The sequence below is a fragment of the Dactylosporangium sp. NPDC050688 genome (assembly GCF_040654515.1).
Taxonomy (GTDB): domain Bacteria; phylum Actinomycetota; class Actinomycetes; order Mycobacteriales; family Micromonosporaceae; genus Dactylosporangium.
Map to the genome: position 1 here is coordinate 91,821 of NZ_JBFAIC010000010.1, position 17,721 is coordinate 109,541.

Annotated in this window: 20 protein-coding genes; 8 read left to right on the top strand and 12 right to left on the bottom strand. The window is 73.5% G+C overall.

Translation table 11 applies throughout. The features are described 5' to 3' along the window. Window positions 1–90: 90 nt before the first annotated feature. Window positions 91–2,529 (top strand): aminopeptidase N, encoded by a 2,439-nt coding sequence (gene pepN, locus AB0H83_RS12540; RefSeq protein ID WP_360091337.1) that lies wholly within the window; start codon window positions 91–93, stop codon window positions 2,527–2,529. A gap of 54 nt (window positions 2,530–2,583) precedes the next feature. Here the strand turns inward: pepN and AB0H83_RS12545 are convergent, their stop codons facing one another. After that, window positions 2,584–3,195 carry a DUF1707 domain-containing protein gene (locus AB0H83_RS12545; protein WP_360091340.1) on the bottom strand — a complete coding sequence of 204 codons (612 nt, stop codon included), beginning with the start codon at window positions 3,193–3,195 and terminating at the stop codon, window positions 2,584–2,586. Between the two features lie 68 nt (window positions 3,196–3,263). On the opposite strand from AB0H83_RS12545, the gene AB0H83_RS12550 reads away from it, so the two are divergent. Next, window positions 3,264–4,166 carry an MBL fold metallo-hydrolase gene (locus AB0H83_RS12550; protein WP_360091343.1) on the top strand — a complete coding sequence of 301 codons (903 nt, stop codon included), beginning with the start codon at window positions 3,264–3,266 and terminating at the stop codon, window positions 4,164–4,166. 1 nt (window position 4,167) lies between these two features. On the opposite strand, the gene AB0H83_RS12555 is transcribed toward AB0H83_RS12550, so the two are convergent. Then, entirely contained in the window at window positions 4,168–4,311 is a 144-nt protein-coding gene (locus AB0H83_RS12555) for a hypothetical protein (protein ID WP_360091346.1), read from the bottom strand. Between the two features lie 74 nt (window positions 4,312–4,385). Further along, window positions 4,386–5,570 carry a hypothetical protein gene (locus tag AB0H83_RS12560; RefSeq protein ID WP_360091349.1) on the bottom strand — a complete coding sequence of 395 codons (1,185 nt, stop codon included), beginning with the start codon at window positions 5,568–5,570 and terminating at the stop codon, window positions 4,386–4,388. 186 nt (window positions 5,571–5,756) lie between these two features. Here AB0H83_RS12560 and AB0H83_RS12565 point away from each other — a divergent pair, with 186 nt between their 5' ends. Beyond that, window positions 5,757–6,032: a GlsB/YeaQ/YmgE family stress response membrane protein gene (locus AB0H83_RS12565; protein WP_360091352.1), complete on the top strand. Its 276-nt coding sequence runs from the start codon at window positions 5,757–5,759 to the stop codon at window positions 6,030–6,032. A gap of 81 nt (window positions 6,033–6,113) precedes the next feature. Further along, entirely contained in the window at window positions 6,114–6,560 is a 447-nt protein-coding gene (locus AB0H83_RS12570; RefSeq protein WP_360091355.1) for a GNAT family N-acetyltransferase, read from the top strand. A gap of 89 nt (window positions 6,561–6,649) precedes the next feature. Here AB0H83_RS12570 and AB0H83_RS12575 read toward each other — a convergent pair whose 3' ends face one another. The 5 genes from AB0H83_RS12575 to AB0H83_RS12595 all read right to left on the bottom strand — a co-directional run bounded on the left by AB0H83_RS12575 (window position 6,650) and on the right by AB0H83_RS12595 (window position 10,611). Continuing rightward, the gene (locus AB0H83_RS12575; RefSeq protein WP_360091358.1) at window positions 6,650–7,111 is read right to left on the bottom strand and encodes a flagellar basal body-associated FliL family protein; all 462 of its coding nucleotides are present in this window, start codon (window positions 7,109–7,111) and stop codon (window positions 6,650–6,652) included. A gap of 119 nt (window positions 7,112–7,230) precedes the next feature. Further along, window positions 7,231–7,653 (bottom strand): thioredoxin, encoded by a 423-nt coding sequence (gene trxA, locus AB0H83_RS12580; RefSeq protein ID WP_360091361.1) that lies wholly within the window; start codon window positions 7,651–7,653, stop codon window positions 7,231–7,233. Between the two features lie 100 nt (window positions 7,654–7,753). After that, window positions 7,754–8,350, bottom strand: a complete 597-nt coding sequence (locus tag AB0H83_RS12585) for a DedA family protein (protein WP_360091364.1) — start codon at window positions 8,348–8,350, stop codon at window positions 7,754–7,756. Between the two features lie 68 nt (window positions 8,351–8,418). Then, the gene (locus AB0H83_RS12590) at window positions 8,419–9,327 is read right to left on the bottom strand and encodes an MBL fold metallo-hydrolase (RefSeq protein ID WP_360091367.1); all 909 of its coding nucleotides are present in this window, start codon (window positions 9,325–9,327) and stop codon (window positions 8,419–8,421) included. A gap of 9 nt (window positions 9,328–9,336) precedes the next feature. Beyond that, the gene (locus tag AB0H83_RS12595; protein ID WP_360091370.1) at window positions 9,337–10,611 is read right to left on the bottom strand and encodes a hypothetical protein; all 1,275 of its coding nucleotides are present in this window, start codon (window positions 10,609–10,611) and stop codon (window positions 9,337–9,339) included. Between the two features lie 22 nt (window positions 10,612–10,633). Here AB0H83_RS12595 and AB0H83_RS12600 point away from each other — a divergent pair, with 22 nt between their 5' ends. The 3 genes from AB0H83_RS12600 (at window position 10,634) to AB0H83_RS12610 (ending at window position 13,184) form a co-directional block, all read left to right on the top strand. Further along, window positions 10,634–11,764 carry a serine hydrolase domain-containing protein gene (locus AB0H83_RS12600; RefSeq protein WP_360091373.1) on the top strand — a complete coding sequence of 377 codons (1,131 nt, stop codon included), beginning with the start codon at window positions 10,634–10,636 and terminating at the stop codon, window positions 11,762–11,764. A 74-nt stretch (window positions 11,765–11,838) separates the two neighbouring features. Then, the gene (locus AB0H83_RS12605; protein ID WP_360091376.1) at window positions 11,839–12,249 is read left to right on the top strand and encodes a GNAT family N-acetyltransferase; all 411 of its coding nucleotides are present in this window, start codon (window positions 11,839–11,841) and stop codon (window positions 12,247–12,249) included. Between the two features lie 89 nt (window positions 12,250–12,338). Beyond that, window positions 12,339–13,184 (top strand): DUF6745 domain-containing protein, encoded by an 846-nt coding sequence (locus AB0H83_RS12610; protein WP_360091379.1) that lies wholly within the window; start codon window positions 12,339–12,341, stop codon window positions 13,182–13,184. Here the strand turns inward: AB0H83_RS12610 and AB0H83_RS12615 are convergent. The 4 genes from AB0H83_RS12615 to AB0H83_RS12630 form a co-directional block, all read right to left on the bottom strand. After that, window positions 13,174–13,926, bottom strand: coding sequence for an SDR family NAD(P)-dependent oxidoreductase (locus tag AB0H83_RS12615; RefSeq protein WP_360091382.1), 753 nt, complete (start codon window positions 13,924–13,926; stop codon window positions 13,174–13,176). The two genes, AB0H83_RS12610 and AB0H83_RS12615, sit on opposite strands and share 11 nt — an antisense overlap. Before the next feature lie 47 nt (window positions 13,927–13,973). After that, window positions 13,974–15,197, bottom strand: coding sequence for an epoxide hydrolase (locus AB0H83_RS12620; protein WP_360091385.1), 1,224 nt, complete (start codon window positions 15,195–15,197; stop codon window positions 13,974–13,976). Further along, on the bottom strand, window positions 15,194–15,619 hold the full coding sequence (locus tag AB0H83_RS12625; RefSeq protein WP_360091388.1) for a MarR family transcriptional regulator: 426 nt from the start codon (window positions 15,617–15,619) through the stop codon (window positions 15,194–15,196). Before AB0H83_RS12625 ends, AB0H83_RS12620 begins: the two co-directional genes overlap by 4 nt. A 351-nt stretch (window positions 15,620–15,970) precedes the next feature. Further along, the gene (locus tag AB0H83_RS12630) at window positions 15,971–16,399 is read right to left on the bottom strand and encodes a zinc-binding dehydrogenase (protein WP_360091391.1); all 429 of its coding nucleotides are present in this window, start codon (window positions 16,397–16,399) and stop codon (window positions 15,971–15,973) included. Window positions 16,400–16,422: 23 nt separating this feature from the next. Here AB0H83_RS12630 and AB0H83_RS12635 point away from each other — a divergent pair, with 23 nt between their 5' ends. Beyond that, the gene (locus AB0H83_RS12635) at window positions 16,423–17,715 is read left to right on the top strand and encodes a M20/M25/M40 family metallo-hydrolase (protein WP_360091394.1); all 1,293 of its coding nucleotides are present in this window, start codon (window positions 16,423–16,425) and stop codon (window positions 17,713–17,715) included. Window positions 17,716–17,721: the final 6 nt, after the last annotated feature.

The window sequence follows — 17,721 nt, forward strand, 5'->3', positions numbered from 1 at the left end:
TCGGACGTTGCCGGGGGGTGGCGGCTCGTCCAGCCGTGCGCAGGTCGCGGACGGGCCTGCCGCGACCCTGTCCACGTCTAGGATCGCCTGATGATCAACCGGAGTCTGACCCAGGTCGAAGCCGAGCACCGGGCCGCACTGCTGGCCGTCGAGCACTACGCCATCGACATCGATCTCACCGATCTGCCGACCGGCCCACAGGTGCGGTGCGTGTCGACGGTGACGTTCACGTGCCGCGAGCCCGGCGCGGACAGCTTCGTCGACTGTGCCGCCGAGGTGGTCAGCGCCGTGCTCAACGGTGCCGACCTGCCGCCCGCACGGGACGGCCGGATTCCGCTGCCGGGCCTGCTGGCGAGCAACGAGCTGCGGGTGGTGACCGTCCAGGCGGAGACCCGCGACGGCGAGGGCGTGCACAAGGCCGTCGACCCCGCCGACGGCGAGGTGTACGTGTGGACGTCCTTCGAGCCGGACGAGGCGCACTTCGTGTGGGCCTGCTTCGACCAGCCGGACCTCAAGGGCCCGCACGCGTTCACGGTGCTCGCGCCCGCGCACTGGACGGTCGTGAGCAACAGCGGCGACCCCGTCGTCTCCCCAGTGGACGGGGCGGCCGGCGCGGCCCGGCGCTGGGTGTTCCCGGCGACGCCGCCGCTGTCGGTCTACAACACGGTCGTCAACGCCGGGCCGTTCCACGAGGTCCGCCGCGACGCCGACGGCCACGACCTGGGCCTGCTGACCCGCCGGTCCCTCGCCGCGGTGCTGGACCGCGACGCCGAGGAGCTGTTCACGCTGACCCGGCAGGGGCTCGCCTTCTTCGGCGAGGTGTTCCGGATGCCGTTCCCGCAGCGCCGGTACGACCAGGTCTTCGTCCCCGAGTTCGGCGGCGCGATGGAGAACTACGGCTGCGTCACCTGGTCCGACACCGTGCTGTACCGGGCGACCCCGACCCCGGCCGAGCGGGAGCTGCGCGCGAAGATCCTGCTGCACGAGATGGCGCACATGTGGTTCGGCAACATCGTCACGATGCGCTGGTGGGACGACCTGTGGCTGAACGAGGCGTTCGCCGAGTTCGCCTGCAACTGGGCGGCGGAGCGGGCCACCGTCTTCACCGACGCGTGGGCGGGGCACCTCGCCAGCGGCAAGCTCGCCGCATACCTGGCCGACCAGGGCCCGGCGACGCACCCGATCCGCCAGCCGATCCACGACGTCGCCCAGGCCATGTCGATCTTCGACGCGATCACGTACCCGAAGGGCGCCTCCGTGCTGCATCAGCTGATGCGGTACGTCGGCGAGGCGGAGTTCGCCGCCGGCATGGCCACCTACTTCCAGCGATACGCCTGGGGCAACACCACCCTGCAGGACCTCATCGACGTGCTCGCCGCGGGCAGCGGCCGGGACCTGGACGGCTGGCGGGCCGGGTGGCTGGAGACCGCCGGGACCGACCGGATCACGCTGCGCCGCGACGGCGACGGCCTGGTCCTGGACGCGCGTGGCCCGGACGGCCCGCCGCGGCCGCAGGTCCTCGCCGTCGGCGCCTACGTCCGCGACGGCGACCGGCTGCACCGCCTCGACCTCGTGCAGGTCGAGCTCGCCGGGCCGGTCACCCCCGTCGACCTGCCCGCGGGCGCCGAGGTGTACCTGGTCAACGACGAGGACCTCACGTTCGCCACGACCCGGCCCGAGGCCCGCGACACCCTGGCCGCGACCGCCGCGGCGCTGCCGACCGCGATCGCGCGGGGCGTCGCCGTGGCCACCGTGTGGGACATGCTGCTGGCCGGCGAGGCCGGCGCGGCGGAGGCGGTGCGCTGCCTCACCGGTGTCCTCGCCGTCGAGACGTCGGGTTCGGTGATCGAGCCGTACCTCACCCTCGCCGCCGACGCCGCCGAGCTGTGGTCACCCGATGCGCAGCGCCCGGAGCTGCTCGCCGCGGTCGCCGCGACCTGCCGCAAGCTCGCCGAGGACACCGACCGCCGGCAGGTGGTGCTGCGGACCCTCGCCCGCACCGCCGCCGACCTCGACGAGGTCGCGTGGCTGCAGGCGCAGGCCGGCGACGACGTCGACCTGCAGTGGCGGGCCCTGGCCCGCAAGGCGGAGCTCGGCGGCGCCGTCGACGCTGAGATCGCCGCGCTGCTCGCCGCCGACCCTGACCCCGACGCGTGGGTCCGCGCCACCTCCGTGCGGGCCGCGTCGCCGGACCCGGCGACCAAGCGGGCCGTGTGGGACACGCTGACCGTCGAGCGGTCCGTGCCGATCGGCGACGTCAAGCACGTCACGGCGCTGTTCTGGCGGCCCGGGCAGGACGCGGTGCTCGCCCCGTACGCCGGGCGCTACCTGGAGCTGGCGCCGCAGCTGCACCGGGGCGGGATGACCCCGGCGATGGTGTTCGCCAACCGGCTGTTCCCCGTCTACGGCGTGGACGAGGCATACCTGGCCCGCGCGGAGACGGTGGCCGCCGGCGCGGCACCCGTCGTCGGCAAGTACATGACCGAACGCATCGACGTGGTCCGCCGCATGCTGCGCGCCAGAGGTTGAGACCGCCGCGGGCCGAGCGCCGGGGGCTGCGACCGCCGCAGGCGCGCCGGGGCGTCAGTCGTCGAGGTCCTTGGCGCGGCGGGCCTTGCGCCGCACGGTGACGCCGCCCCAGAACGCGAGCCCGGTCACGACGATCCGGGGCGCGCCGGGGCGGCCCACCGACGTGGCGCCGTGGTCGAAGCCGCCCATGACGCCGGTGCCGGTGACGTGGACCTCCGCGTCGTCGGGGACGATCACCTCGACGCCGCCCATCACCGCGACCGCCCGGATCTTCAGCTCCCCGTAGCGGAACCGGGCGTCGCGCAGGTCGATCGTGCCGCCGCCCCAGAACGCCAGGCATGAGAACAGCCGCGGCGGCACCCACGCGCCCCGGCGGCTGAACCCGCTCATCACGGCGACCGCGCCGCTCTTCTCGGGGGTCTCGCCCGGCCGGGGCGGGACCCCCTCGAGGCTCACCGCCGTCGACGGCGCCGGCAGGTCCGCCAGCAGCGGCTCCAGGTCCGCGTACGTGCGGGCCGCGTACACCGCGCGCAGCCGCTCGTCGAGCTCGTCGAGCCCCAGCCGCCCCTCGGCGGCGCTGGTGCGCAGGACCTCCGCGACCCGCTCCCGGTCGGCGTCGGAGGCGCGCAGGTGCCGGTGATCCACCCGCTCCGGAAGGTCGGCCATGGCGCCAGCCTAAACGACTTGCCGCCGCCGGTACCGTCGACAATGGACACGAACCGGAAGGGACCGTCATGGCACACGCCGACCTGCTCGAGGACGGGCACCCGTTCCGGCAGTGGAAGTCGTGGACGATCCCCGGTGCCGGGGTGACGATGAGCGGCTACTCCCGGTCCAACGACAAGACGTTCTTCCACCTGCCGCAGCTGCGCGCCGGCATCGACTGCGGGCTCGTCGAGGGCTGGCAGCCCGACCTGGTGTTCCTGACCCACACCCACATGGACCACAGCAAGGACCTCGACTACGTCGCGGTCAAGGAGACCGGCGTCGACATCTACCTGCCCGCCGCGGCGCTGCCCTACGCGCAGGGCTACATCCGGGCGACCAGCGAGCTCAACCACAACGCCGGATACGACCCGGCGCTCGCCCCCGCGGCACGGCTGCACGGGGTGCGCGGCGGCGACGAGTTCCCGATCGGCAGGCGCGGCGCGTACCGGGTCCGGGTGGTCGACTGCGAGCACAAGGTGCCGTGCGTCGGTTTCGCGTTCTCGTCGGTGAAGCGGGCGATCAGACCGGAGTTCGAGGCGCTGAAGGCCGACGGCCGCCAGCTGGCCGCGAAGCGGCGCGAGGGCGTCGAGATCGACCACGAGGTGGTCACGCCGCTGTTCGCGTTCCTCGGCGACACCCGCCCGGACGTCTTCACCCGCTCGCCGTGGCTGCTGGACTACCCGGTCGTCGTCACCGAGTGCACGTTCCTGGACGACGACCAGCTCGAGCGCGCCCGGCGCATCGGCCACACCGTGTGGAGCGAGCTGCGTCCGATCGTCGAGGCCAACCCCGCCACGACGTTCGTACTCACCCACTTCAGCCTGCGCCACGCCGACCCGGAGATCGCCGCGTTCTTCGACCGGCAGGGCCTGCCCAACGTCGTCGCCTGGGCGCACCCGGCGAGCCGGCTGCCGGAGTCGTACCAGTAGGTCACAGGTCCAGCGGCTGCACCACCTGGTTGCGGGCGTGCTGGTAGATGATGGAGCTGCGGAACCCGACGATCTCCCGCCGCTTCGTGAACTTGTCCATGAGCAGCGCGTGCAGGCTGTCGACGCTCGGCACCGCCACGTGCACGAGGAAGTCGTCGCCGCCGACGCCCTCGCCGAGCGCCGCCTGCGCTCGGCGAGGACCAGCGAAGCAACGCGGCGTCAGCCGTCGTAGTCGGCCTGTTTCACCGCGAACACGTTGCGGTGCCCGACCTGCTCCTGCAGCGACCACAGCAGGTCCGCCTCGGTGGCGTCCTCCCAGTAGCTGATGCTCTCGCCGCCGCTGACCCACGCGTACGTGTGCGGGCCCGCCGACGGGGTCCAGTAGTACAGCTGCTTCGAGCCCGACGAGTTGAACCACCAGCGCCCGTTGTGCGACGCCACGCCGTTGAGCTTGTACCAGGGCAGCTGCAGCGCCTGGGACGCCGTGGTGCTCGCGGCGAACGTGGTGGCGCCCGAGGCGAACGGGAAGCGCACCGCGCGCGGCGCCCGGTTCGGGTAGTCGGTGCAGCCGGAGGAGCACGTGTACTCGGTCATCACGATCGACCGGCTGACCCGGTCCAGCGAGATCGTCGACCAGACCAGGTTCGTGCCCGACGTGGTCGCCGCGGTGACCGTGCCGATCTGCGGCAGCACGTACGCGTAGTTGTGCGCGTAGTACGTGGTCGCGTTCTGCCGGCCGATCTGCGCGGCGGTCCCGCCCGTGTTCGTCTTGAGGATCTTGCGCATGTCGAACACCCGCATGCCGCGGCCGGTGTCGGCGACGTACAGGTAGTCGCCGGACCACGACACGCCGCCGGCGTGCACCTTGATGTCCTTGAAGTCCGGCGCCGCCGTGGTGCCGGTCGGCTCGACCAGCAGGATCTTGCGGTACTTGTTCGGGTACGTGGCGTCCCAGTCGACCAGCGTGATCCGGCTGCGCGAGGACGCCCCGTCGCAGCCGTCCTTGGTGTACCAGCTGACCAGGATCAGCTGGTGGCCGTCGTAGTTGCCGCTGTTGGCGGTGCCGACCGCGTCGCGGCTGGTGGTGATGCCCTGCGGGAAGTTGGTGCAGTCGTTGTCGTCGCCGGAGTCGAACGAGAACCCGGTCTCGTAGCTGATCCCGAGCGAGTCGGTGATGGCGGTGCGGTCGTGGTTGGCGTTGTCCATGACGGTGTGCACGGCCGCCGTGCCCAAGGTGGACACCAGCGCCGTGTTGAGCGCGTCGAACTGGTGGTAGTCCGCCGACAGCGTGTACTGGCCGGCCGGCAGCGTGGCCGGCGCCGCCGCGGCGGACGCGCTGGTGGTGGCGGTGAGCAGCGTCGCGGCGGCGGTGACCCCGGCGGCGACGACAGCGATGGCTCTCATGGCAAAACCCCCAATACATATAGATGTCCCACGATAGCTGTATCGGTGCCGGCGGTCCCGCCCGTGTCGCGGTCGCTGGCCCGGGTGTCACCGGGGTCACGGGTGTCACCCGGGTGCGGCGGGTTTCGCCCGGCGAACCCACGGGCATCACTGGACCAGGCCGCAACGTCGAGATCAGGAGGAGCAATGACCGTCACTGGGATCATCACCGCGCTGATCGTCGGTCTGATCGTGGGTGCGCTCGGGCGGCTCGTGGTCCCGGGCCGGCAGGGCATGTCGATCTGGGTCACCATGGCCATCGGTGTCGTCGCCGCGCTGCTGGGCACCGTCCTGGCCAACGCCATCGGCATCGCCACCGACACGCCGGGCGTCGACTGGGGCGAGCTGCTCGTCCAGGTGCTGCTTGCCGCCGCCGGTGTGGCGCTGGTCGCCGGCGTCTCCGGCCGTCGCCGCGCGCTGTAACCACCATAAAACGGACGAACGGCGCCCGACCGTTGCAGGTCGGGCGCCGTTGTCGTGCGCGGGCCGGTATGGTCCGGGGCTGTGCCGGGTCTGCGCATCACCACCCCTGAGGACGACGCCACGCTCGAGGACTGGCGCTTCGTGCACAACACCGTCGTGCCCGACGCCGCGATGTCGCTGGACGAGGCCCGCGAACGCCTCGGCAGGTACCTGCTGGAGGTCGTGTACGACGGCGGCGACCTCGTCGGCTGCACCACCGTCCGCCCGCCGGAGGGCGACGCCACGGCGGCCACGGTGATCGTCCGGGTGCTGCCGCGGTGGCGCGGCCGGGGGATCGGTGCCGCCCTGTATGGCCGCGCGATGGCCCAGGCCGCCCGCCACGGCGTGCCCGCCGTCGAGACGGTCGTGTGGGAGGCGAACGAGGGCGGGGTCCGCTTCGCCAAGGCCCGCGGCTTCGTCGAGGTCGACCGGTACGTGCCCGAGCCGGGCGCGGTCGCCTACCTCACCCTGCGTCGCGAGGCCGCCTGACCGGGCCCTGACCGAGACACGACGGTGGGGCCGTGATCATCACGGGCCCCACCGGTCGCAATGCCACCACGTCGGAGCGGCGCAGCGCGCTACTGGATCACGAACGTGGTGTAGTACACGTCCATGATCTCCTTCTCCTTGTCGACGGTGTAGGCCTCGACGACCTTCTCCTTGAGCTGCTGCTTGTACTTCTCGCGGCCCTCGTTGGTCAGCAGTTCCTTGGCGTCCATGTTGCTGAAGAGGCTGATCGCGGCGTCCAGCGCCTTGCTGCCGTCCGGGGCCTCGGCGGCCTTGTCGGTCGCCTGCAGCGTCATCTTCAGCTTCAGGTAGTGCCCGTCGGCCAGGTTGATCGTGACCGCGTCCAGCGGCACGACGATCCCCGCGACCAGCTTCTCCTCGGCCTCGGCCGGCTTCGGCGCGAACATGAAGTACCCACCGGCGCCGCCGCCGGCGAGCGCGACGAGGACGATCGCAAGGATCATGACCAGCTTCTTCCTGGCGCCCTTCGGGGCCTCCTCGGCCGCCTTGTCCTTGTCGTCCTTCGCCATCATGTTCCCCTTTGTGCCCGCTGCGCTGACCTCCGACGTTCACTGACATCGGACCGTTCGCCCGACACGTGAGTTGCGGGCAGGTGCGGTGCGGTAGCGCCACGGAGCCGGGGCGGTGCTGGTCAGAGCGACTGCTCGACCCAGCGGCGCAGCGTCGCGGCCGGCGCGGCACCGGCCTGACGGGCGACGACCTTGCCGTCCTTGATGATCATCAGCGTCGGCACGGCCCGCACGTCGAACCGGCGCGACAGGCCCGGCGCGGTGTCCACGTCGACCTTCACCAGCTTGACCTGCCCGGCGAGCTGGGTCGCGACCTGCTCGAGGGCGGGGCTCACCGCCCGGCACGGGCCGCACCACGGCGCCCACAGGTCGACCAGCACGGGCGTGCCGGACCGCTCGGCGACCTCGGCGAACGTGTCGTCCCCGGCGTCGACGATCCACGGCACCCGGGCGCCGCAGCTGCCGCACACCGGGGTCCCCGTCGCCGCGGCCGGGACGCGGTTGCGCTTGCCGCACGCCGGGCACGCCACGATGTTGCTCGCCACCTGTCGCTCCTCATGCTCGTCGTCACTGGTGTCGACAACGCCCGTACCCGCGAAATTCCCGGGTGACACCGAGGCCGGACGGAACGGTCGGGCGGAGCGGTCAGGCGGAGCGCAGCTTGCGTACGGCGAGGACCACCAGGCCGGCGCCCAGCAGCACCCCGACCGCCGTGCCGGCGGGCCCGCTGTAGCGCTCGACGTGCTGCCACCGCTCGGCGAGCATCCAGCCGGCGCCGATGAACAGCGCGTTCCACACCCCGGAGCCGGCGGTGGTCAGCAGCATGAACTTCGGCAGCCGCATCCGCTCGATCCCGGCCGGGATCGACACCAGGCTGCGCAGGATCGGCACGCACCGCGACAGCGCCACGAACCACGAGCCGTGCCGCTGGAAGAGCCGCCGCCCCCGCTCCAGGTCGCGCTGGCCGGTGAGCAGGAACCAGCGCCGCCCTGCGAGCCGGTGCAGGCGCTCGTACCCGAGCCGCGCCCCCACCCAGTAGAGCACCAGCGACCCGGCCACGGCGCCGGCGGTCGCGCAGCACCACACGAGCACCGGGTGCATCGCCCCGGCGCGCGACCGGAACCCCGCCAGCGGCAGGATCAGCTCCGACGGGATCGGCGGCACCAGCGTCTCGAGCGCGATGAGCAGCCCCACCCCGATGGGCCCGAGCGTGTCGATGACGTCGAAGATCCAGTCCGTCATCATCGCCATGATACCGCCACCGGCTCACCCCGGCAGCGCAAGCAATCCGAGCCTGGCCGCCGCGCCGGTCAGACCTTGGTGGCCATGGGGGCGCCGCGCCAGGTGACCGCGTCGGTGAGGGCGGCGACCACGTCGACGTCGGTGCCGAGGGCGTCCGCATACGCCCGGTGCAGGTTGGGCACGATCCGCTCCGCGTCGGCCCAGCCGGCGAACTCACCGAGGTCGCACGCGCGGGCGGCCTCCAGCGGGGTCAGCCCGGCCCGCAGCCCTGCCTCGGCGGTGTCGCGCACCAGTCGCAGGTACCGCCGGATCCCGTCGAACACCGGGGTGATCTCGGCGGCGGTGAGCAGCGGGCCGTGCCCCGGCACGAGGTGCGCCGGCTCGAACGCGGCGAGCCAGTCCAGGGCGGCCGCGGCGCCGGCGACGGAGCCCATGAAGACCAGCGGGGTGAGGCCGTTGAAGACGAGGTCGCCGGCGAAGAGGACGCGCTCCTGCGGCAGCCACGCGACGAGGTCGCCGGTGGTGTGGGCGGGGCCGCCGGGGTGCATGACGTCGACCCGGCGCTGTCCGATGTGGATGGTGAGCCGGTCCCGGACGGTGACGTCGGGCAGCCGGCGGGTGACCGCGCCCCAGTCGGGGACGGGCTGCCAGAGCGGGGGACAGCCGTCGATCACCGGGTCGACGCGCAGCCCTTCGCGCATGTGCTCGTGGCCGACGATGACGGTGGCGGCCGGCAGGAGGCTGTTGCCGTAGCTGTGGTCGCCGTGCTGGTGGGTGTTGACGGCGAGCCGGACGGTGCCGCCGCCGGTCGCCTGCTCGACTGCGGCGAGGAACCGCCGGGTCCGGGTCTCGGTGGCGCAGGTGTCGACGAGGAGGACCTGGCCGCCGTCGGTGACGACCCCGGCGTTGTTGAGCCACCACGTGCCGTCCGGCTGGACCCACGCGTGCACCCCGGGCACGACCTCGTGCAACGACATGCCAGCAGCCTACCGCCGGCGCACCGGGATCTGGCCGGGGGTGATGAGGCCCAGGCCGACCAGGTCGTAGTCCAGGTCGCGCTCCCACTCGACGCGCGGGGCCACGACCGGGCTGCCGCTCTGCGCGAACGTCAGGTGCGGCGTGTCGCCGGCGGCGCCGAGGAACAGCCCGGGGCGGCGGCTGGCGCCGAAGCCGCCGAGCGTCTCCAGGCGGCGCCGGCCGCCGGGCGGCGCCGCGGCCCACCGCCATGGCGCCGCGTTGGCCATGAGGCCGGTCGCGTTGGTGGTCCACTTGTCGGTCCATTCCCGCAGCCGGAAGCTCTCCGGCAGCCCCTGCAGCACTCGCGCGGTGGCCCGGTCGGTGGTCACCCCGCACAGCTCCAGGGCGTCCAGGGCCCGGCCGGTGACCAGCGCGTCGACGGCGGCGGCGACGACGCCCGCGGGGTGGCGCCCGTCGATGCCCCAGAGCTCCTCGACGCTGCCGGCGGGGGACTGCCAGTACTGCGGCATCCGGTCCCAGCGGTGGTAGGCGGACTTGCCCGCCACCCTGGCCAGCCCGGCCCGCAGCCCGCCGCCGGGGGCGGTGCCGACCACGAGCCAGATGCCCTTGCCGGCCGTGGTCGCCGGCGGCACGACCTCGCGCAGCAGCACCTGCACCCGGCCGGCGAGCCGGCCACCGGTCCGGTCCCGGGGGAACCACCAGCGGATCCCGGGCAGGAACAGCCCGGCGATGGTCTCGTCGAGGTCCTCGGCCTGCCGGTCGGACAGCAGCGCCAGCAGCGCCGGGTCCAGGGCGACGTCGACGGGCACCGCCTCGCCGGCCAGTTTCGACGTCGCCAGGCGCTGCAGCCGGGCGCGGCGGCGCCCCTCGGGCTCGCCCGCCGGGATGACCGACCACGTCGTCTCCCACTGCGCCCAGTCCTCGACCGCGGCGACGACGTCCTCGGGGAACACCGAGTGGAACTGCCCGGACGGCACCGCGACCGGGTCGCCGTGCTCCAGCGACTGCGTGTCGGCGTCCGGGCGGCGCTCGTAGAACGCGGCGGCGAACCCGAGGACCGCGGTCGGATCCGGCAGCGCCTGCACCGGCTCCCAGTCGCCGACCCGGTCGCCGGGGCGGATGTCGGCGACGGTCACGACCGCGTACGCCTCGTCGCCCGGCATCCGCACCCAGGCGCCCGGCTCCACCGGGCTCGCCGACCACTGGCGCGGCGCCTGGCGGACGACGGGCTCCAGGCCGGACCGGCGCAACGCGTCGACCGCTGCGGTCAGGGACGTCTCCACCGGACCACCATAAGGTGATCCTATGGATGAGCTGAACCGGAGCCTGACCGCGCTGGTCGACGGGGGCAAGGTGCCGGGCCTGGTCGCGGCGGTCGCCGGCGCCGGTGGACCGGTCCGCGTCGAGGTGCTGGGCGCGGCGGCGTTCGGCGACGGCGCCCCGCCGATGCGCCGTGACACCCCGTTCCGGCTGACGTCGATGACGAAGCCGATGGTCGCCGCGGTCGCCATGATGCTGGTCGAGGACGGGCTGCTGGCCCTCGACGAGCCCGTCGACCGGCTGCTGCCGGAGCTCGCCGCGCCACGGGTGCTGCGGCGGCTGGACGCGGAGCTGGACGACACGGTGCCGGCGCGGCGGGCGATCACCGTCGAGGACGTGCTCACCTACCGGATGGGGCACGGGCTGCTGCTGGACCCGGCCGCGGACCCGCCGGTCAACCCGCCGTACCCGGTGGTGCGGGCCGCCGAGGCGCTGCGGCTGACCCTGGGCCGCCCCGACCCCCGCACCCCGCACGGCGTGGACGGGTGGATGCGCCGGTTCGGCACGCTGCCGCTGCTGTTCCAGCCCGGCGAGCGGTGGGCGTACAACACCGGCGGCCTCATCCTCGGGGTGCTGGTGGCGCGCGCGGCCGGCGCGGCGCTCGGCGAGGTGCTGCGGCGGCGGCTGTTCGACCCGCTCGGCATGACCTCCACCGGCTTCTCGACCACGGCGGCGCGGGCCGAGCGGCTGCCGGCGCTCTACTTCGGCGGCCAGCGGCAGACGGACGTGGCGACGGCGCAGGACTGGAGCCGCGAGCCCGCGTTCCCCGACGGCGCCGCCGGGCTGATGTCCACTGTGGACGACGTGGTGGCGTTCGGGCGGTTCCTGCTCCACGGTGGAGGGTCGCTGCTGCCGGAGCGGGCGGTGCGGGCGATGACCACCGACCGGCTCACCCCGGAGCAGGCCGAGGGCGGCGCCATGCTGCTCGGCGGCCACGGCTGGGGCTACGGCATGACGGTGCAGGACGACGGCACGTACGGCTGGGACGGTGGCTACGGCACCAGCTGGCGCAACAGCCCGGCGGACGGCACCGTGCGGGTGCTGCTGACCCAGGTGTCCGACGTGCTGTTCGACGGGACCCTGCAGGAGTTCCACCGCGTGGCGGTGCACCGCTGAGCGCGGCCGCCGCCGGGTGACGGGCGGCGGGCGGACGGAGTCCAGGCACCCCGGCGGCGGGTACGCTGCCGTCCGTGCCGGTGACCGGGGTGGGCTACACGTGGCGGGGCGCGTTCGACGACGCCGAGGTGGAGGCGCTGCACGCGGAGGGGTTCGGCCACCCACCGGCCGCCGCGGGCGGCTGGTGGGCGCGGGTCAACCGGCACAGCCTCGGCTGGGTCTGCGCCCGCGACGGCGGCACGCTCGCCGGGTTCGTGAACGTCGCGTGGGACGGCGCCACGCACGCGTTCGTGCTCGACACCGTCGTGGCGTCCTCGGCGCGGCGCCGCGGCGTCGGTACGGGTCTCGTCGCCGCGGCCGTCGAGGGCGCGCGGGCCGGCGGCTGCGAGTGGCTGCACGTAGACTTCGAGGACCACCTGCGCGAGTTCTACCTGTCGTCGTGCGGCTTCACCGGCACCGGCGCGGGGCTCGTGCGGCTGCGCTGAGCGGAACGGGGTTGCGGCCGGCGGGCGGCGGCCCGCAGAATGGTCGACATGATCCGTACTCACCGGAAGGGCGCGTCCGCCCTCGCGCGTTGACCGCCACGGCGCGGCGCACCGCCGCTGCCCCTGTGTTCCGCTCGCCCGAACGTCCGGGCAACCGTCCCCCCGCCGTCCGTCCGACGGCACGCCTCATCGAGCTGTGGCATCGCGCGGAGCCGATCCGCGACGAGTGGCTCGCCGTGGGACTCTCCACCGGGCCCGTCGACCGGGCCGGCACCGAGCAGCTCATCGCCGGCGTCTACCACCGGCTGCGCCGGCGGGCACCCGTGTTCCGCTGGGTGCAGTCGCCGCGGCAGGCGTTGCCGCTGCTCACCGGCATGCCCACACACCGCGACCTGCAGTCCTGGGTGCTGGCCAGGCGCCCGCGGGGGACCCCGCCGGTCGCCGGCGACATCGCGACCGCGCTCGCCCGGCTGCGCGGCGCCCTCGACGACGCGGCCGCCCACCCCGACCTGACCGTCGCGGCGAAGCCGCCCGAGAAGGAGGACCGGCACAAGCCGTGGCCGGTCCTGCCGCCGGAGCGGGCGATCGAGGCCGGGGTGCCGCTGCGGGAGGTGCTGCGCCAGTCGCTGCACACCCCGATCGCGGCCGGCCTGACCTGGCCCGTCAGGTCCGCCATCGGCCCCCAGGGCACGTTGCCGGTGTGCTGGTACGGCCAGCAGGACGCCACCTGGATCGGCCTGTACGACATCATCCGCAAGCTGGGCCTGGCCCGGTACGGGCCGCGGGACGCCGACGAGCTCGACGGCTGGGCCGCGCTCGCCCGCGCCGCCGGCTGGTGGTGGCCGGGCGAGGACGTGTGCGTGCTCGTCGAGCGGCCGGCGCTGGTCGGTGCCCGCCGGGTCGGCTACCGCGACGGGACCACCGTCACGTGGTGATCCGCACCCCGGACAGCGCCTCGCACGCGGCGAGCAGCCCGTCCTGGACCGCCCGGTCGTACGCGGCCGGGTTGGCCTTCAGGTCGGTGCGGCGCTTGAAGTAGCGGCCGGTGACCGCCGCCGCCGGGTCGTCGGCGGTCGCCAGCCACACCTGCGTCTCGGCGCCCTCCGGCAGGTCGTCGGTGGCGTTGGGGCCGCCCAGCTTGGTGCGGATCCAGCCGGGGTCGACGGCGTTGCTGCGCACCTGCGGCCACCGCCGGGCCACCGCGAACGCGAGCGCCACGTCGAGCAGCTTCGAGTCGCTGTACGCCTGCATGCCGTGCCACGGTTTGCGCTCGTACTGCAGGTCGGCCAGGTCGGCCACCCCGACCGACTCCAGCCCGGAGGTCAGGTAGACCAGCCGGGCCGGGCGCGGCATGAGGGCCGTCAGCACGTACGGCGCGAGCGTGTTGACCTGGAACGTGCGCTCCAGCCCGTCGACGGTGACCCGCCGCTCGTCCTGCCCGCCGATGCCCGCGTTGTGGACCACCACGTCGAACGCGCCGGCGCCCTCGGCCAGGGCCTTGGTCTCGGCGAGGGAGGCCAGGTCCCCGACCACCACGGGCACCCCCGGCAGCCCCGCCGCGGCCGCCCGCGCCTCGTCCCGCGCGTGCAGCACCACGTCGTGCCCCAGCCGCAGCAGCTGCGCCGCGGTCTCCAGCCCGATCCCGTCGGTCGAACCCGTCACCAGTACCCGTGCCATGCCAGCATCGTAGAGGGCCCCCGCCCGGCTCCGGGCGCCGTTGGGGCCTACCGGCGGCCGCGGAACGTGCGGCGCAGGTCGTCGACCCATTCGCCGGGCAGCTCCCACGGGATGAAGTGGCCGCCGTGCTCGTGGGCGGTGATGTTCACGTGGTGGTACCACTCGGCGCGGTCACTGGCCAGGAAGTGCTGGATCCGCTGCTCGCCGGTGGTGACGCCGGGTGGGTTCTCGTGGCCGACGAAGGTGATGCCGGTCGGGGCCTCCACGACGGGCCGGCGGTCGTGGGAGGGTTGCCAGGGGTAGCGGTTGTTGTTGGCGTACGTCCTGATCGAGCTCGTGATCGACGTGCCCGCCCAGATGATGGTGGCGTGGGTGAGCAGCTCGTCCTTGCTGAAGACGGTCTCGACGTCGCCGTGGCTGTCCGACCAGGTGGTCCAGCGGCGCAGCACCCAGGCGAGCATGCCGGCGGGGGAGTCGCTCAGCCCGTAGCCGAGCGTCTCGGGGTCCAGCACGTGCGCGGCGAGGTGCACGGCGAAGCGCCGCTCCAGGGCCACGATCCGCGCGCGGAGGTGCGGTGGCAGGTCGTCTGGCAGGGGGTTGCCGCCGGACAGGTCCCAGGCCCGGTCACCGTTGAACATGGTCAGCTTCTGCGCCGAGCCGATGTGGATGCCGTGCAGGTGCCGGGCGTACTTGTGCCCGAGCTGGCCGGTGATGAGCGCGCCGACGTCGCAGCCGGCCGCGGCGTACCGGTCGTGGCCCAGCACGCCGGTCATCAGCTCGTGGAAGACGTCGGCGATCTTCCAGAAGTTCATGTCGGGGTGCGCGGGCAGCGGGGTGGAGAACCCGAAGCCGGGCAGCGACGGCACGATGACGTCGAACGCGTCGGCGGGGTCGCCGCCGTGCGCGGCCGGGTCGGCGAGCGCGTCGACGACCTTCGACCAGTGCCAGAACGTCCACGGCCAGCCGTGCGACAGGATCAGCGGGGTGGGTGAGGGCCCGGCGCCGGGCCGGCGCATGAAGTGCACGGGCACCCCGCCGACGTCGGCGCGGTAGTGCTCGTAGGCGTTGATGGCGCGTTCGGCCGCGCGCCAGTCGTACCGGTGCGCCCAGTGCTCCACGAGGGCCCGCAGCTGCGCGGGCGGCACGCCGTAGAAGCCGTCGTCGTTGCCGGTGTCGCGGGGCCAGCGGGTCGCCTCCAGCCGGGCTCTGAGGTCGTCGAGGACCTCGTCGGGCACGTGGATCGGCTGCTGCTCCAGCGGGATGGTGTTCATGCCGCCCCCAGCTCGGTGATGCGGGCCAGCGCCGGCATGGCCGCGGCGATCGTGGCCTGCTCGCCGGCGTCCAGCCCGGCGATCAGCTCGGCGAGCCGGTCCACCCGGTTGGCGTGCCGGGACCGCACGACGTCGGCGCCGGCGGCGGTGAGCGACACCAGGACCGCCCGGCCGTCGCTGGGGTCGGGGCGTCGCTGCACGAGGCCGTCCTCCTCGAGCCGCTGCACGAGGCTGGTGATGGCGGGCTGGGTGAGCTGCTCGGTCGTGGTCAGCGCGGTGAGCCGCATCGGCCCGCGCCGCGACAGGGTGTGCACGACGGACAGGGCGCTGAACCCGAGTCGCTGCACCATCGGCAGCCGGATGAACAGGGTGTTGAAGTCCTCGATGAGCGTCGTCAGCGCATCGACCTGAGCTCTCTGCACAAGGGCCGACTGTATCGAGGATCTATATAAAAAATCAATGCAATTTCGGATCGCTCCTTTTGCCTATCGTGTCGGTATGATTCGTGGGGATGGCGCGGTGGTGGGCAGGTGGCGCGGTCCGCGGCGCGAAGGCCGTGGACCGCGCCCTGACGCTGGTCCCGCCGGTGCTGTTCGGCGCCGCCATGGTGGCGCTGTTCCAGCACTGGGACGTCGTGTTCTGGGTGTGCGCCGCGGCCGCCGTGCTCGGCCAGTACGCCAGCCTGCACCGCGGCCAGGTCCAGGCGGTACCGGACCAGCCATCGCCGGACCACGTGTGCTCCACCCGGTGCGCTCGCCGGACGGGAAACTCCCTTACGGAACCAGGATCGTCTTGCCGCGGATGCGGCCGGACTCGGCATCGCGGTGCACCGGGGCCAGGTCGATGAGCGGACGCGACGCGGCGATGTCGACCCGGACGGCGCCGGCGTCGACGAGCTTGACCAGGGCGGCGAGCTGGCTGGTGTCGTTGCGGGCCACGAAGTGCACTGCCGTCACAGGGGACCCGGCAGGTTGCTCTACCGCAACGGTGGCGGACACGACAACACCGCCTGGCCGCACCAGCGACATCAGCGACGCGGCGTGCCGCGCGCTGACCACGACGAAGTTGAGGATCGCGTCGACCGGCCGGTCGAGCGCATCGGCAAGGGGCGTGGCCGTGTAGTCGACGCCAGTACGGGATCGCCCCCGGCAGATACCGCCGCACTGGATAGCGACAGCAGGCATGCCGGAAAACGTGCCCATGCCGGCCAGCTACCGTCTCCGGCGTGGACGAGGTCGTGACCCTGGCGAGTGAACTGATCCGGATCGACACCACCAACACCGGCGAGCCGTCCGGCACCCGCGGCGAGCGGCTCGCCGCCGAGTACGTCGCGGCCCGGCTGGAGGAGGCCGGCTACGAGACCACGTACGTCGAGTCGGGCGCGCCCGGCCGCGGCAACGTCATCGCCCGCCTCGCCGGCGCCGACCCGTCACGCGGCGCGCTCATGGTGCACAGCCACCTCGACGTCGTGCCCGCCGAGACGTCGGAGTGGTCGGTGCACCCGTTCTCCGGCGAGGTCTCCGGCGGCTACGTGTGGGGCCGCGGCGCCGTCGACATGAAGCACCTGGCCGCGATGAGCCTCGCCGTCGCCCGCCGGTTCCGCCGCGACGGGGTCGTCCCGCCGCGGGACCTGGTGTTCGCGTACCTCGCCGACGAGGAGGCCGGCGGGGTCAACGGCGCAGGCTGGCTGGTCCGGCACCGGCCCGAGCTGTTCGACGGGGTCACCGAGGCGATCAGCGAGGTCGGCGGCTTCTCCCTCACCGTCCGCGACGGGGTGCGCGCGTACCTCGTCGAGACCGCCGAGAAGGGCGTCGGCTGGCTGCGGCTGTCCACCCGCGGCACGGCCGGGCACGGCTCGCTGCTGCACACCGACAACGCCGTGGCCAAGCTCGCCGCCGCAGTCGCCCGGCTCGACGCGCACGAGTTCCCGCTCGTGCTCACCCCGCCGGTGCGCGACTTCCTGGCCGGCGTCAGCGACCTCACCGGCGTCACCTTCGACGAGGACGACCCGGCCGCCGTCCTCGGCCGCCTCGGCGCCGTCGCCCGCATGATCGGCGCGACCCTGCGCGACACCGCGAACGTCACCATGTTCTCGGCCGGGTACAAGGACAACGTGGTCCCGTCGACCGCCTCCGCCATCTTCGACTGCCGGCTGCTGCCCGGCCGCGAGGAGGCGTTCCTGCGCGAGGTCGACGCCGTCGTCGGGCCGTCCGTCAGCCGCGAGTGGAAGAGCATGCCCTCGGTCAGCACCAGCTTCGACGGCACCCTCGTGGACGCGATGACCGCCGCCATCACCGCCGAGGATCCAGACGCGCGGCTGCTGCCGTACATGCTGTCGGCCGGCACCGACGCGAAGGCCTTCCAGCACCTCGGCATCCGCCACCTCGGCTTCGCCCCGCTGCGCCTGCCCCCGGACCTCGACTACACCGCCCTGTTCCACGGCGTCGACGAGCGCGTCCCCGTCGACGGGCTGCTCTTCGGCACCCGCGTCCTGGACCGCTTCCTGCGCGTGTGCTGACCCGGT